Here is a 14,451-nt window from a genome sequence, read left to right as displayed (position 1 = left end):
CTTCCCGAGCTGCCTGAGGAGCGCGAGAGACCATGCAGGGCACTGTGACGATGTACAGCACGACGTGGTGCGGCTACTGCCGTCGGCTGAAGAGCCAGCTGGACCGCGAGGGCATCGGTTACACCGAGATCAACATCGAGCAGGACCCGGAGTCCGCCGCGTTCGTGGAGAAGGCCAACGGGGGCAACCAGACGGTGCCGACCGTGCGCGTCGTCCCGGCCGCCGGTGGCGAGGAGGTCGTGATGACCAACCCGAGCCTCGCCCAGGTGAAGCAGGCGCTCGGCGCCTGACCCGCACCGCGAGAGCGAGTCGCGAAAAGCGCGTCGTAAGACGTACGAGAACCCCGGCAGCCCCTGAAGCGGGCCACCGGGGTTCTCGTCTGTCCGTACGCCCCTAGAACGCGCTCCGTGTCGGCAGCGGCTTGCCGTACCACATCTCGATCAGGCGGGCGGCGATGGAGATGCCGTAGGGCGGCAGGACCTCGCCGGACTCGAATGCCTCGCCCAGTTCCTCGCGGGAGAACCAGCGGGCCTCCTCGATCTCCTCGCCGTCGGCGTCGATCTCGGTGGAGGTGGCGTGGGCGAAGAAGCCGAGCATCAGGCTGGACGGAAACGGCCAGGGCTGGCTGGCGACGTACTCGACGCGGCCGACGGTGATGCCCGCCTCCTCGAAGACCTCGCGGCGCACCGACTGCTCGATGGACTCGCCGGGCTCCACGAACCCGGCGAGCGTGGAGAAGCGGCCCTCGGGCCAGTGCACCTGGCGGCCGAGCAGGATGCGGTCCTGCTCGTCGGTGACGGCCATGATCACGGCCGGGTCGGTGCGCGGGTAGTGCTCGGCGCCGCAGGCCGGGCAGCGGCGGATGTGCCCGGCGGCGGCGATGACGGTGCGCTCGCCGCAGCGGGAGCAGAAGCGGTGGGTGCGCTGCCAGTTCTCCAGGCCGACCGCGTGCACCATGAGCCCGGCGTCGCGCGGGGAGAGCAGCAGGCCCGCCTCGCGCAGCCCGGCGGGGCGGGCGGACTGGTCGATACGGCCGGGCAGGGAGTCCTTCTGGAGGGCGAAGTAGCTGACGCCGTCCTCGTCCTCGCCGAGGAAGTAGCGGTGGGCCTCGGTGAGCGGCGCCTCGAAGGAGGGCGTCATGACGAGTTCGGTGCGCCCGTCGGGCGTCTCGTCGATGAGGACCTGGCCGCCGGAGACCACGAAGCAGCGGGTGGAGGGGTGGCTCCAGGCCGCCGCGAGCCAGGCCTCGTCGAGCCGGTGGTGGGCGGCGCGGTCGATGCCGCTCGGGGCGGTCAGCGAGATGGGTCGGTCGGCGGTGTGGTCGGTCCAGGTGGTCACGGGTGCTTCCAACTCCCCCAAGGGAACGGTTCGGTTCGGCGGGCGGTTCGGCGGGACATGGGGCGGAGGGCACCGGCTGGGGTGCGGTGGGGCGGTCGGGGCGTTCCTTCCAGTGTGCCCGGCGCGGGCGGACGCCCGGTGCCGTGGCCGCCGGTCAGGGGGCGTCTCCGTTCTCGGCGTTCTCGGCGAGGTCGCTCCACAGGTAGGCGGTGGTCTCGACGCCCTTGAGGAGGAGGTCCAGCTCGACCTTCTCGTTCGGGGCGTGCCAGCCGTCGGACGGGATCGAGATGCCGAGGAAGAGCACCGGGGCGCCCAGAACTTCCTGGAGGTCGGCGGCGGGCCCGGAACCGCCCTCACGGGTGAAGCGGACCGGGCCCTGGAAGGCGCGCTCCATGGCGCGTACGACGGAGCGCAGCGCGGGGTGGTCCAGCGGGGTCAGACACGGGCGCGTGCCGGGGCTGAAGCTGATGTCGAGCTGGATCCCGGCGGGCACCTGGTGGGCGGCCCAGGCGCGGACGGCCTTCTCGACCTGGCCGAGGTCCTGCCCGGCGACCAGGCGGAAGGAGAGCTTCACCAGCGCCGAGGAGGGGATGATCGTCTTGCTGCCCGCGCCCTGGTAGCCGCCGCCGATGCCGTTGACCTCGGCGGTCGGGCGGGCCCAGATCCGCTCCAGGGTGCTGTAACCGGCCTCGCCGTGGGTGGCGTGCGACTTGGCGGTGCGCAGCCAGCGCTCCTCGTCGAAGGGCAGCTCCGCGAACAGCGCGCGCTCGCGGTCGGTCAGCTCCACCACGCCGTCGTAGAAGCCGGGGATCGCCACGCGGCCCTCGTCGTCGTGGAGGGCGGCGACCAGGCGGGCGACGGCGGTGGCCGGGTTGGGCACGGCGCCGCCGAAGGAGCCGGAGTGGATGTCCTGGTACGGCCCCTCCAGGCGGATCTCGCACTCCGCGAGGCCGCGCATCCCGGTGCAGACGGTCGGGGTGTCCGCGGACCACATGCCGGTGTCGGAGACGATCACGGCGTCGGCGGCGAGCCGGTCGGCGTGCTCCTCGACCAGGGCGCGGAAGTGCGGTGAGCCGGACTCCTCCTCGCCCTCCACGATGAGCTTCAGGTGGACGGCGGGGGCGGTGCGGCCGGTCGCGGCGAGGTGGGCGCGGACGCCGAGTGTGTGGAAGAACACCTGGCCCTTGTCGTCGGCGGCACCGCGCGCGTACAGCTTGCCGTCGCGGACGACGGGCTCGAAGGGGTCGCTGTCCCAGCCGTCCTCGCGGGCGGCGGGCTGCACGTCGTGGTGGCCGTAGACCAGGACGGTCGGGGCGTCGGGGTCGTCCGAGGGCCACTCGGCGTACACCGCCGGGGCGCCGGGGGTGGGCCAGACCTCGGCGACCGGGAAGCCGGTCTCCTTCAGCGCGGCGGCGAGCCAGTCGGCGCTGCGGCGCACGTCCTCGGCGCGCTCGGGCTGGGCCGACACCGAGGGGATGCGCAGCCACGCGGCGAGGTCGTCGAGAAAGGCGGCGCGGTGCCGCTCGATGTACGCGTGGACGGCGCTGTCCGGGGGCTGGCTCATACGCACGAGCCTATCGGCCCGCGCGGACATCCTCTCCGGGCGGTTCGTCACACCCGGCTTCCCCGACCGGCCCCTTCTCCCCGCTGCCGGGCCTTCGCGCGGCCCCGCCGCTCTCCCCGGCGTCAGGCGTGCGCGCGGCCCCGCCGAGCAGCCGCTCCAGCTCCGCGCGGCCGGGCAGCCGCGCCGGACGGACGACGTCTCCGGTGCGCACGTACAGGAACGCGGCCGTGACCGACTCGGGCGGCACGCCCTGCTGCTCGGCCCAGGCGAGCCGGTAGACGGCGAGCTGGAGCGGGTCGGCGCTCTGGGTGCGGCCGGTCTTCCAGTCGAGGATCTCGTAGGTCGCGCCGTCGCCCTCGCCGTCCTTGTAGACGGCGTCGATCCGCCCGCGCACGACCCGGCCCGCGAGCGAGAGCTGTACGGGCACCTCGGCGCGGTAGGGGGTGCGGTAGGCGTACTCGGTGCGTTCGAAGGCCGCCTTCAGCTCCTCCAGGTCCGCCTCGTCCGCGATCTCGGCGTCGGCGCCGGGCAGCTCGTCCGGCTCCAGCAGGGGCAGCGTCAGCTCCTCGAAGCGGGCCTCCACCCAGGCGTGGAACCGGGTGCCCCGGCGTGCGGCCGGGCGCGGGGGGCGCGGCATGGGGCGCGCGAGTTCCTGCGCGAGCCCGTCCGGGTCCTCCGCGAGCTGGAGCACCTGGGTGGCGGTGAGCGTGGCAGGCAGGGGTACGTCGGTGACGGCACGCCTGCCGCGCAGCAGTTCTGCGGCGAGCGCGTCCAGGTCGCGGTCCCAGGAGGCGAGGGTGCGGGCCTCCTCGGGGGTCAGGGGGTCCTCGGGGATCTCCCCCAGGGGCCCGGGGTCCTCGGGGGCGGGGGCCTGGTGCGGGATCAGGGGGCGCTCGGTGCTCAGCCGCTCCCAGTCCTCGGGGTCCTCGGGATCCTCGGGGCCCGGCCCGTAGGGGTCGTCCTCGTACGGAGGCTCGTCGTACGCGGGCTCGTACGGCGGCTCGTCGTACGGCTCCTCGTCCTCCGGCGCCGTCGGCCACTCGGGGTCCTCGTACGCCACCGGCGGGCCGTCCGGCGCGTTCAGGTGGGCGCGGACGACGCGGGCGGCCTCCTGGCGGCGTTCGAAGGCGGCGCGGTCCAGCGGGAGCGGCCAGACCAGGTCGTCGTCGGCCGTGTGCAGGGCGGGGTTCTCCTCGCCCTCGGCGGGCTCCGCCGCCCACGCCTCGATCTCGCCGTACCCGGCGGCGCAGTGGTCGTGCAGCGCCTGGAGGAAGTCGGAGGGGCCGCGCGGCTTCTGCTGGCTGGGGCCCCACCAGTGGCCGGAGCCGAGCAGCAGGGAGCGGGGGCGGGTGAAGGTGACGTAGCCCAGGCGCAGCTCCTCGGTGTGCTGGTGCGCCTTCATGGACGCGTGGAAACCCTTGATGCCCTTGGCGTCCCAGGAGTCCACGTCGGGCAGCGTGTCGGTGTCGCCGCGCAGGGCGTGCGGGAGCACCTTGGCCTGCGCGGTCCACTTGTCGCGGCCCTGGGCGCTGGGGAAGGTGCCGGTGACCAGGCCGGGGACGGCGACCACGTCCCACTCCAGGCCCTTGGACTTGTGCGCGGTGAGCACCTTGACGGTGTTCTCGCCGCCGGGCAGCGCGTTGTCGAGCCCCTTCTCGTACTGCGCGGCGGTGCGCAGGAAGCCGAGGAAGGCGAGCAGGGTGGCCTCGCCGTCACCGGCGGCGAAGGAGGCGGCCACGTCGAGGAAGTTGGCCAGGGTCTCGCGGCGGCGGGCGGCGAGCGCGTGCGGGGAGGCCGACAGCTCCACCTCGAGGCCGGTGACGGCGAGGACCCGGTGCAGGACGTCCATGAGCGGGTCGGACAGGGAGCGGCGCAGATCGCGCAGTTCGGCGGCGAGCCGGGCGAAGCGCACGCGCGCGTCCGGGGAGAACGGCAGCCCGTCGTCGTCCTCGGCCCCCGCGTCCAGGAAGGTGTCCAGCGCGTCCGCGAGCGAGGTGACCTCGGCGGGGTCCACGCCCTCCACGGCCTGGGCGAGCCTGCGGTCGGGGTCGTCGCCGCCCGCGTCCGTGTGGGCGACGAGCAGCCGGGCACGGCGGCCGAGGAGGGCGAGGTCGCGGGGGCCGATGCGCCAGCGCGGGCCGGTCAGCAGACGGACCAGGGCGGCGTTGGCGCCGGGGTCCTGAAGGACCTCGCAGACGGCGACCAGGTCCGCGATCTCGGGCAGGTGCAGCAGCCCGGACAGGCCGACGACCTCGACCGGCACGTCCCGGGCGACCAGCGCGCCCTGGATCTCCGCGAAGTCGCCCGCCGTACGGCACAGGACGGCGATCTCGCCGGGCGGGGTGCCGGTGCGCACCAGATGGGCGAGGGAGTCCGCGAGCCAGGCGATCTCCTCGGCGTGGGTGGGCAGCAGGGCGCAGCGGACCATGCCGTCGCGTTCGGCGCCCGGGGCCGGGCGCAGGGCCTCCACGCCCTCGTGCAGGGCGCGCAGGGGCTCGGCGAGGCCGTTGGCGAGGTCGAGCAGCCGGCCGCCGCTGCGGCGGTTCTCGCTGAGCGCCCGGCGTCCGGCGGGGGTGCCGTCGGCGTGCGCGAAGTGCTCGGGGAAGTCGTCCAGGTTGGCGACGGAGGCGCCGCGCCAGCCGTAGATGGCCTGGCAGGGGTCGCCGACGGCGGTGACGGGATGGCCTGTGCCCGCGCCGAAGAGCCCGGAGAGCAGCACGCGCTGGGCGACGGAGGTGTCCTGGTACTCGTCCAGGAGGACGACCCGGAACTCCTCGCGCAGCACGCGGCCCACCTCGGGGATTGCGGCGAGGCGGGCCGACAGGGCGATCTGGTCGCCGAAGTCGAGCAGGTCGCGGTCGCGTTTGGCGGCCCGGTAGCGCTCGACGAGTCCGGCCAGTTCGTGGCGGGCGGCCAGGGTCTCGGGGACCTTGCGCAGGTCGGCGTTGCTGAGCTTGACGCCCTGGAGCGTGTCGAGGAGACCGGCGTCCCAGGCGCGCAGGTCCTCGGGGTCCACGAGGTGTTCGGACAGCTCGGAGTCGAGCGCGAGCAGGTCGCTGACCAGGTCCGCGAAGGAGCGGGTGAGGGCGGGGTAGGGGCCCGGGGCCTCGCGCAGCACGCGCGCGGCGAGCTGGTAGCGGGTGGCGTCCGCGAGCAGCCGGGAGCTGGGCTCCAGGCCGAGCCGCAGACCATGGTCGGTGAGCAGCCGCCCGGCGAAGGCGTGGTAGGTCGAGATGACCGGCTCGCCGGGCGGGTGGTCCGGGTCGATGGCGTCGGGGTCGGTGATCCCGGCCTTGACGAGCGCCTTGCGGACGCGCTCCGCGAGTTCGCCCGCCGCCTTGTTGGTGAAGGTCAGACCGAGCACCTGCTCGGGGGCGACCTGTCCGGTGCCGACCAGCCAGACCACGCGCGCGGCCATCACCGTGGTCTTGCCCGAACCGGCCCCGGCCACGATCACCTGCGGGGCGGGCGGCGCGATGACGCAGGCCAGCTGCTCCGGGGTGAACGGGATGCCGAGCAGCTCTTTGAGCTGGTCGGGGTCGGTGATGCGCGCGGACATTCGTCAGAGGCTAGCGGCGGGCACCGACAGCCGGGGGCGCGGGACGGCGTCTGCGCAGGTCAGGGGGTGCGTGGAGTGCCGTACGTCACTTCACGCGCCGTCATCCGGCGTGCCCTCACTCGATCACGTGCCGTCCCTCGGGCCGGGCGCTGCACGAGGCGCGGAAGTCGCAGTGGGTGCACTGGCGGCCGGTGGCGGGGGTGAACCGTTCGTCCAGGACCTTTCCGGCGGCGGTGGCCAGCAGGTCCCCGACCCACTCCCCCGACAGCGGTTCCTGGGTCTGCACCTTGGGCTGTGTCTCGCCGCCGTCCTTCTTGGCCGCGCCCTGGCGGAGCTGGACGAGTTCGGCGCCGCCGGGCTCGGGACGGGTGCCGCCGAAGGCGTCGTCCACGGCGCCCTCGGCCACGGCGAGCTGGTAGACGGCGAGCTGGGGGTGGCGGGCGACCTCGGCGGAGGTGGGGGCGTTCTTGCCGGTCTTGAAGTCGACGACATAGGCGCGGCCCGCGCCGTCCGCCTCCACGCGGTCCATCTGGCCCCGGATGCGGACCTTGTACGCGCCCGCCTCCAGGGTGACGTCGAAGTCCTGCTCGCTGGCGACCGGGGTGCGCGTGGCGCGGTCCAGGACGTGCCAGTTCAGGAAGCGTTCGAGGGCCGCGCGCGCGTTGTCCTTCTCCTGGGCGGACTTCCATGGTGCGTCGAAGGCGAGCGCGTTCCACACCGAGTCCAGGCGCTCCATGAGGACGTCGAGATCGGCGGGCGTACGGCCCGAGGCGACCTCGTCGGCCAGGACGTGCACGACGTTGCCGAAGCCCTGGGCGACGGTCGCGGGGGCGGCGGCCTTCACCTCGCGGCCCAGGAACCACTGGAGCGCGCAGGTGTTGGCGAGCTGGTCCAGGGCGCTGCCGGAGAGCACGACGGGCTGGTCGCGGTCGCGCAGCGGCACCTTGCTCTCGGTCGGCTCGTACATGCCCCACCAGCGGTCGGGGTGCGCGGCGGGCACCAGGGGGCGGCCCTCGTCGTCGCTGAGCGCCGCCAGGCGGGCCAGGCGGCGCGCGGCGGCCTCCCTGAGGGCGGGCGAGGCCGCCGGGTCGACGGTGGTGGCGCGCAACTCGGCCACCAGCGCGGACACGGACAGCGGGCGGCGCGGGCGCCCGGTGACGTCGCGGGGTTCGACGCCCAGCTCGGTCAGGAAGCGGGAGGGCTGGTCGCCGTCGTCGGACGCGCCCTTCACGGCGGTGACGACGAGCCGGTCACGCGCGCGCGTGGCGGCGACGTAGAACAGCCTGCGCTCCTCCGCGAGCAGCGCGCCCGGGGTCAGCGGCTCGGCGAGTCCGTCGCGGCCGATGCGGTCGGCCTCCAGGAGGGAGCCGCGGCGGCGCAGGTCGGGCCACACGCCCTCCTGGAGCCCGGCGACGACGACCAGGCGCCACTCCAGGCCCTTGGAGCGGTGCGCGGTCATCAGGCGCACGGCCTCGGGGCGTACCGCGCGGCGGGTGAGCGTGTCGGCGGCGATGTCCTCGGCCGCCAGCTCCTCCAGGAGGTTGAGGGCGCCGCGCCCGCCGACGCGCTCCTCCGCGCGCGCGGCGGTGGCGAACAGCGCGCACACGGCGTCCAGGTCGCGGTCGGCGTTACGGCCCGCCGCGCCGCCGCGCCGGGCGGCGCGCTCCAGACGGCTGGGCCAGGGTGTGCCGTTCCACAGGTCCCACAGCGCCTCCTCGGCCGTACCGCCCTCGGCGAGCCGCGTGCGCGCCTTGCGCAGCAGCGCGCCCAGCCGCTGCGCCCCGCGCGCGTACGCGGGGTCGTGCACGGCCAGTCGCTCCGGCTCCGCGAGCGCGCGGGCGAGCAGTTCGTCGGAGGGCGGCGGCACCGGGTTGCCCCCGGCCCGCTCCTCCTCGCGCAGCGCCCGCCCGAGCCGCCGCAGATCGGCGGCGTCCATCCCGGCGAGGGGGGAGGTGAGGAGGGTGAGAGCGGTCTCGGCGTCGAGCCAGGTCCCGCCGGGGGTTCGCGGGGTCTGGTCGGCGGGGGCGGGGGCGGGGTGGTTCCCGACCCTGTCGGCCCCGGCGCCGGACGCCGTACCGGCCGGTTCTCCGGTATCCGTGTCGGCCGGTTCCCCGGTGTCCGTGTCGGCCGGTCCTCCGGCGTCCGTACGCGCCAGTCCCCCCGCGCCCGTGTCGGCCTGTTCCCCGGCGTCCGTGCGCGCCGACGCGTCGGGCTCCGGGCGGGAGGCGGCGGCCGGCGAGGCCGGGTCGGCCGACTCCGCCGGATCGGCCGCGTGAGCCGGGTCGGCCGCGTGAGCCGGATCAGCCGCGTGAGCCGGATCAGCCGCGTGAGCCGGATCAGCCGCGTCGGGCACGGGCCACTCGGTCGCGGCCGGAAGCGGATCCCCGTCGACGACGGCCGCCATGGCTCCGACCACGCCCGCTCCCCCGCCGACCGGCGACGCCGCCGCCTCCGCCGTCGCCACCACCTTCAGTGTCGTCAGCAGCGGGGCGACCGAGGGTTCATGGCGCAGCGGTACGTCGTCCCCGTCCGTGTCCAGGGGGACGCCCGCGGCCGTGAGGGTGCGGCGCAGGACCGGGATGCTGGCGCCCGCGCGGACCAGGACGGCCATGTCGCTCCAGGCGACGCCGTCCTCCAGGTGGGCGCGGCGCAGGATGTCGGCGATGTTGTCCAGCTCGGTGCCGGGCGTCGGGTAGGTGTACGCCTCGACGCGCCCGCTCTCGCGCACCGCCGTCGGCTCGCGGTGCGCGCGCACCTTGTCGGCGGGCAGGCGGCGCAGCGGCATCCGCTGGGTGATGCGCCGGGTCGCGGCGAGCAGGTCCGCGCCGCTGCGGCGGGAGGTGCCGAGCACCTGGACGGGGGCCGGGCCGCCGTCCGCGCGCGGGAAGACCTCGGGGAAGTCGAGGATGCCGTTCACGTCGGCGCCCCGGAAGGTGTAGATCGACTGGTCCGGGTCACCGAAGGCGACCAGCGTGCGCCCGCCTCCGGCCAGCGCGCGCAGCAGCCGTACCTGCGCGGGGTCGGTGTCCTGGTACTCGTCGACGTACACCGCGTCGTAGCGCGCGGCCAGGTCGGTCGCGTACTCGGGGCGGTCGGCGAGGAGCACCGCGCGGTGGACGAGTTCCGCGTAGTCGATGACGCCCTGGAGGTCGATGACGTCCAGGTACTCGGCGAGGAAGGCGGCAGCCGCGCGCCAGTCGGGGCGGCCGATGCCGCGCGCGAAGGCGTCCAGCGCCTCGGGGCCGAGGCCCAGCTCGCGGGTGCGCGCGAGGACGGCGCGCACCTCGTCGGCGAAGCCGCGCGTGGTCAGGCAGGCGCGCAGGTCGTCGGGCCAGCGCACGTGGGCGAGACCGAGCCGTTCCAGCTCGGGCTGCCCGGCGAGCAGGCCGCGCACGGTGACGTCCTGCTCGGGCCCGGAGAGCAGCCGCAGCGGCTGGGCGAAACGGTCGGCGTCCTGGTGGGCGCGGACGAGGGCGTAGCAGTACGAGTGGAAGGTGGTGGCGCGGGGCGCGCGGGCGGCGCCCATGCGCCGGGCCATCCGGTCGCGCAGTTCGACGGCGGCCTTGCGGCTGAAGGTCAGCACCAGGACGCGGTCGGGGTCGCCGCCCCGGGCCACGCGCGCGGCGACGGACTCGACCAGGGTGGTGGTCTTGCCGGTGCCGGGACCGGCGAGCACGAGCAGCGGTCCCGCCCCGTGCTCAACCACGGCGCGCTGTCCGGCGTCCAGGCGAGGGGGGTCGAACCGCGCCGGAGGGGTACGCACCAGTCGGTAGGCGCCACGAAGAGCCTGCCGCCCCTGGGGGTGCGGCAGGCGCCCGGTGGAGGAAGAGGAGCTCAAGTGGTTCGCCGGTCCTGGTGGTCCTGGTGGTGGTACGGGTGGGCGGAGGCACGCGGCACGCGCGGCGCGCGCATCCCCCGCCCCACGAACGTACGCCATCGCTCGGACGTGCCCGGTGTCGCACGGACTCGCCGGGTACGTCCCGTAAGGGACCGGGTGCGTCCCGTAGGGGGTGCGCTGCGTCCCGTACGGGTTCCGGCGCGTCCCGCAGGGGACCGCGTACGTCCGGTCAGGGTCCGCCCCCGGTCTCCGGTGCGCCGTTCGTGTGTCCCCTGCGGGCCGCGCGTTCCCCTCGGCGGCACCCGATGCCGGAAGCTGTCAGGTGTGACTTTCCGTGCCCGCTTCGCCGTCCCACCGCGCCCGCCGCATGTCGAGCCGGGGCATCCGGCCGCGCCCGCTGCCGCCCGGCTCCCTCAGCGGGGTGCCCTCGGCCCGGTAGTGGTCGAGAGCGCGTCGCTCGTGGCCCGGCAGCAGCGCGCCGTCCGCCCGCACCACGCGCCACCAGGGCACCGCGCCGCCGTAGAGGGCCATCACCCGGCCCACCTGGCGCGGCCCGCCCTCGGGGCGTCCGGCGCCCGCCGTGCGCTCGCGGCGCTCGTCCTCCAGCCACTCGGCGACGTCGCCGTAGGTCATGACCCGGCCGGGCGGGATCAGCTCGGCCACCTCCAGGACGCGCTCGGCGTACTCGGGAAGCGCGTCACCGGGGCCGTCCTGGGCGCCGTCGGACCCTTCGGGGGCGTCACCGGCGGGGCTCTGCTCGCTCATCCGCCCCATCCTGCCGCACGGCACCGACAACGGGTGCGGAAGACCGCCAACCCCCTGATTCGCACCCTGATGCCCCCTTGTGCCGATCGGACGTGCCACCATCGTCCGGGCGGTGACCGGTGATACGAGACCAAGAAGAGACCATGAAGCAGCAGGGTGTGCACCCCGAGGACGCGGAGGGCACCCCTGGCGCGGCCACGCGTCCAGACACCTCCCGCAAGGGTGCGGCCGACTCCCGTAAGGGCTCGGACGACGACGGAACCCGGGGACGCGACCGGGGCGAGCCGGAGGGCCGCGAGCCGGAGGGCCGCCGCTTCTGGCCCCCGCAGATCCCCGCCCGCCAGCGCCACTCCGGTGGCGCCGACGACGCGCACCACGGCGAGGTGGAGGGCGACGAACCGCTGCTCCCCGCGCGCGTGCACCGCCCCTCCGACCTCATGCGGCTCGGCATCGGCCTGCTGGCCATCGCGCTGCTCCTCGCGCTCGCCGCGTTCGCGCACGGCACCACCTCGGGCCTCGAACAGGACATCCACAAGGGCACGGGCCAGGCGCCCGACCTGCTGATCAAGATCGCGGGGCTGGCGTCCAGCATCGCGATCCTGCTCGTCCCGGTCGCCTTCGCCATCGAGCGGCTGATCAAACGCGACGGCCTGCGCATCGCCGACGGCGTGCTCGCGGCCGTCCTCGCGCACGGGGTGACGCTCGCGACCGACCTGTGGGTCGCGCGGGCCGCCCCGGCCTCCATCCAGGAGGCGCTGACCCAGCCCGCGCCGGGCGACATCCACGCGCTGACCGACCCGGTGCACGGCTATCTGGCCCCGGTCATCGCGTACATGACCGCCGTCGGCATGTCCCGCAGACCCCGCTGGCGGGCCGTGCTGTGGATCGTGCTGCTGCTCGACGCGTTCTCGATGCTGGTCACCGGCTACACCACACCGTTCGCGATCATCCTGACGGTGCTGATCGGCTGGACCATCGCCTACGGCACCCTCTACGCGGTCGGCTCGCCCAACGTACGGCCCACCGGCCGGACCCTGATGGCGGGCCTGCGCACCGTCGGCTTCCACCCGGTCAGCGCGGTCCGCGAGGAGGTCCCGGAGTCGGAGAACGGCGACCGGGGGCGGCGCTACTTCGTCACCCTGGAGGACGGCCCCCCGCTGGACGTCACGGTCGTCGACCGCGAGCAGCAGGCCCAGGGCTTCTTCTACCGCGCCTGGCGCAATCTCACTCTGCGCGGCTTCGCCACCCGCTCCAGCCTCCAGTCGCTGCGCCAGGCCCTGGAGCAGGAGGCGCTGCTCGCCTACGCGACGGCCGCCGCCGGGGCCCATGTGCCCCAGCTGATCGCCACCTCCGAGCTGGGCCCCGACGCCGTGATGCTGGTCTACGAGCACACCGGTGGCCGCACCCTGGACTCCCTGCCCGACGACGAGATCACCGACGATCTGCTCCACAAGGTCTGGCACCAGGTGCGGGCGCTGCAGTCCCGGCGCATCGCGCACCGCAGGCTCGCGGGCGACGCCGTACTGGTGGATCGTTCCGGCAAGGTGATCCTCACCGAGCTGCGCGGCGGTGAGATCGCGGCGGGCGATCTGCTGCTGCGCATGGACGTGGCCCAGATGCTCACCACGCTCGGCCTCAGGGTCGGCGCCGAGCGGGCCGTCGCCTCGGCGGTCAAGGTGCTCGGCCCGGACGCGGTGGCCGGCTGTCTGCCGATGCTCCAGCCCATCGCGCTCACCCGCTCCACCCGCTCCACCCTGCGCAAGCTGGCCCGTGAGCGGGCCGAGCGCGAGCGCGAGGCGGTCCTGGAGTCCTCCCGGCTCGCCAAGCAGGCCCGGCTCGATGCGGCCTCGAAGGAGGGTACGGCCCTTCCCGAGAAGCCCGACAAGAAGACGGTGCGCGCCGAGCAGCGGGCCGAGAAGCGGGCCATCGACGAGGCGATCGACGAGGCCCGCGAGGAGGACCTGCTCACCCAGATCCGCCATCAGGTGCTGCGGATCAGGCCGCAGGCCCCGGTGGAGCCCGCCCGTCTGGAGCGGGTCCGGCCGCGCACCCTGATCAGCTTCATCGCGGGCGCGATCGGCGGGTACTTCCTGCTGACGCAGCTCACCCACATCGAGTTCGGCACGCTGTTCGCGCAGGCCCAGTGGGGCTGGGTGGCGGCGGCGGTGGGCTTCTCCGCGCTCAGCTATGTGGCCGCCGCGATGGCGCTGCTCGGGTTCGTGCCGGAGCGGGTGCCGTTCCTGCGGACGGTGGCGGCGCAGGTCGCCGGGTCCTTCGTGAAGATCGTCGCCCCGGCGGCGGTCGGCGGTGTCGCGCTGAACACGCGGTTCCTCCAGCGGCAGGGCGTACGGCCCGGGCTCGCGGTGGCGAGCGTCGGTGCCTCGCAGCTGTTCGGGCTCGGCTGTCACATCCTGATGCTGCTGTCCTTCGGCTATCTGACCGGCACCGAGAAGACGCCCTCGCTGTCGCCGTCCCGCACGGTCATCGCGGGGCTGCTGACGGTGGCGGTCCTGGTGCTGGTGGTGACCTCGGTGCCGCTGCTGCGGAAGTTCGTGGTCACGCGGGTGCGGTCGCTGTTCGCGGGGGTCGTGCCGCGCATGCTGGACGTGCTCCAGCGACCGCAGAAGCTCGTCACCGGCATCGGCGGCATGCTGCTGCTGACCGGCTGCTTCGTGATGTGCCTGGACGCCTCGATCCGCGCGTTCGGCGACGAGTCGGCGCACATCAGCATCGCCAGCGTCGCGGTCGTCTTCCTCGCGGGCAACGCGCTGGGCTCCGCCGCGCCGACGCCGGGTGGCGTGGGCGCGGTCGAGGCGACGCTGACCGTGGGTCTGATCGCGGTGGGTCTGCCGAAGGAGGTCGCGGCTCCGGCGGTACTGCTGTTCCGCCTGCTGACACTGTGGCTGCCGGTGCTGCCGGGGTGGCTGTCGTTCAACCAGCTGACGCGCAAGGGGGCGCTGTAGGGGGGGCGGCGCGGGGGCGCGTAGCGGGCTGGGGCCGGGGGCGGCCTGCGGTTCGGTGCGGGCTTCGGCGTGGACTCGACCCGAGGTCCGGCGCGCGCCCGACGTGGGTTCGGTGCGGCCCCGGCGCGGGTTCGGCCCGAGGTTCGGTGCGGGCCTCGGCGTGGGTTCGGTCCAGGCCCCAGCGTGGATTCGGCACGAGGTCCGGCGGGCGCCCGACGTGGGCGCGGCAAGAGGTTCGGCACGAGCCCGGCGCGAGGTTCGACGCGCGTCCGGCGTGGGTTCGGTGCGGGCCAGGCGCGAGGTTCGGCACGAGCCCGGCGTGAGTTCAGCGCGGGTTCGACGCGAGCCCGACGCAAGGTTCGGCACGCGCCCGGTGCTGGGGCGTACCTCGTACGGCCCGTGCCCCGCGCGCGGTGGCGTGCGC

7 protein-coding genes are annotated in these 14,451 nt (G+C 74.8%); 2 read left to right on the top strand and 5 right to left on the bottom strand.

Annotated features, from left to right (window positions below; all coding sequences use genetic code 11):
- The first annotated feature begins 32 nt into the window (after nucleotides 1-32).
- Complete coding sequence (locus B079_RS0103430) at nucleotides 33-290, top strand: mycoredoxin (RefSeq protein ID WP_018544379.1); 258 nt, start codon at nucleotides 33-35, stop codon at nucleotides 288-290.
- A 103-nt stretch (nucleotides 291-393) separates the two neighbouring features.
- On the opposite strand, the gene nudC is transcribed toward B079_RS0103430, so the two are convergent.
- The 5 genes from nudC to B079_RS0103405 all read right to left on the bottom strand — a co-directional run bounded on the left by nudC (nucleotide 394) and on the right by B079_RS0103405 (nucleotide 11,064).
- The gene (gene nudC / locus B079_RS0103425) at nucleotides 394-1,338 is read right to left on the bottom strand and encodes an NAD(+) diphosphatase (RefSeq protein ID WP_018544378.1); all 945 of its coding nucleotides are present in this window, start codon (nucleotides 1,336-1,338) and stop codon (nucleotides 394-396) included.
- Between the two features lie 154 nt (nucleotides 1,339-1,492).
- Nucleotides 1,493-2,902: a dipeptidase gene (locus B079_RS0103420; RefSeq protein WP_018544377.1), complete on the bottom strand. Its 1,410-nt coding sequence runs from the start codon at nucleotides 2,900-2,902 to the stop codon at nucleotides 1,493-1,495.
- A 10-nt stretch (nucleotides 2,903-2,912) separates the two neighbouring features.
- Nucleotides 2,913-6,461, bottom strand: coding sequence for an ATP-dependent DNA helicase (locus B079_RS0103415; RefSeq protein WP_018544376.1), 3,549 nt, complete (start codon nucleotides 6,459-6,461; stop codon nucleotides 2,913-2,915).
- Nucleotides 6,462-6,576: 115 nt separating this feature from the next.
- The gene (locus tag B079_RS0103410; protein ID WP_078495820.1) at nucleotides 6,577-10,299 is read right to left on the bottom strand and encodes an ATP-dependent DNA helicase; all 3,723 of its coding nucleotides are present in this window, start codon (nucleotides 10,297-10,299) and stop codon (nucleotides 6,577-6,579) included.
- 318 nt (nucleotides 10,300-10,617) lie between these two features.
- Complete coding sequence (locus B079_RS0103405) at nucleotides 10,618-11,064, bottom strand: MGMT family protein (RefSeq protein WP_018544374.1); 447 nt, start codon at nucleotides 11,062-11,064, stop codon at nucleotides 10,618-10,620.
- A gap of 143 nt (nucleotides 11,065-11,207) precedes the next feature.
- On the opposite strand from B079_RS0103405, the gene B079_RS0103400 reads away from it, so the two are divergent.
- A complete protein-coding gene (locus B079_RS0103400) occupies nucleotides 11,208-14,027 on the top strand; it encodes a lysylphosphatidylglycerol synthase transmembrane domain-containing protein (RefSeq protein WP_018544373.1) in 2,820 nt (939 codons plus the stop codon).
- The last annotated feature ends 424 nt before the right edge of the window (nucleotides 14,028-14,451 follow it).

Origin of the sequence: Streptomyces sp. LaPpAH-108, assembly GCF_000373625.1 — a bacterium.
In the GTDB taxonomy this organism is placed as follows: domain Bacteria; phylum Actinomycetota; class Actinomycetes; order Streptomycetales; family Streptomycetaceae; genus Streptomyces.
Note: the sequence above shows the minus strand (reverse complement) of the source record. Positions and strands in the feature narration are given on the sequence as shown.

Excerpts from the sequence above, each read along its gene's own strand:
- B079_RS0103430 (WP_018544379.1), top strand. The coding sequence starts at position 33 with ATGCAGGGCACTGTGACGATGTACAGCACGACGTGGTGCGGCTACTGC.
- B079_RS0103420 (WP_018544377.1), bottom strand. The coding sequence starts at position 2,902 with ATGAGCCAGCCCCCGGACAGCGCCGTCCACGCGTACATCGAGCGGCAC.
- B079_RS0103415 (WP_018544376.1), bottom strand. The coding sequence starts at position 6,461 with ATGTCCGCGCGCATCACCGACCCCGACCAGCTCAAAGAGCTGCTCGGC.
- B079_RS0103405 (WP_018544374.1), bottom strand. The coding sequence starts at position 11,064 with ATGAGCGAGCAGAGCCCCGCCGGTGACGCCCCCGAAGGGTCCGACGGC.
- B079_RS0103400 (WP_018544373.1), top strand. The coding sequence starts at position 11,208 with ATGAAGCAGCAGGGTGTGCACCCCGAGGACGCGGAGGGCACCCCTGGC.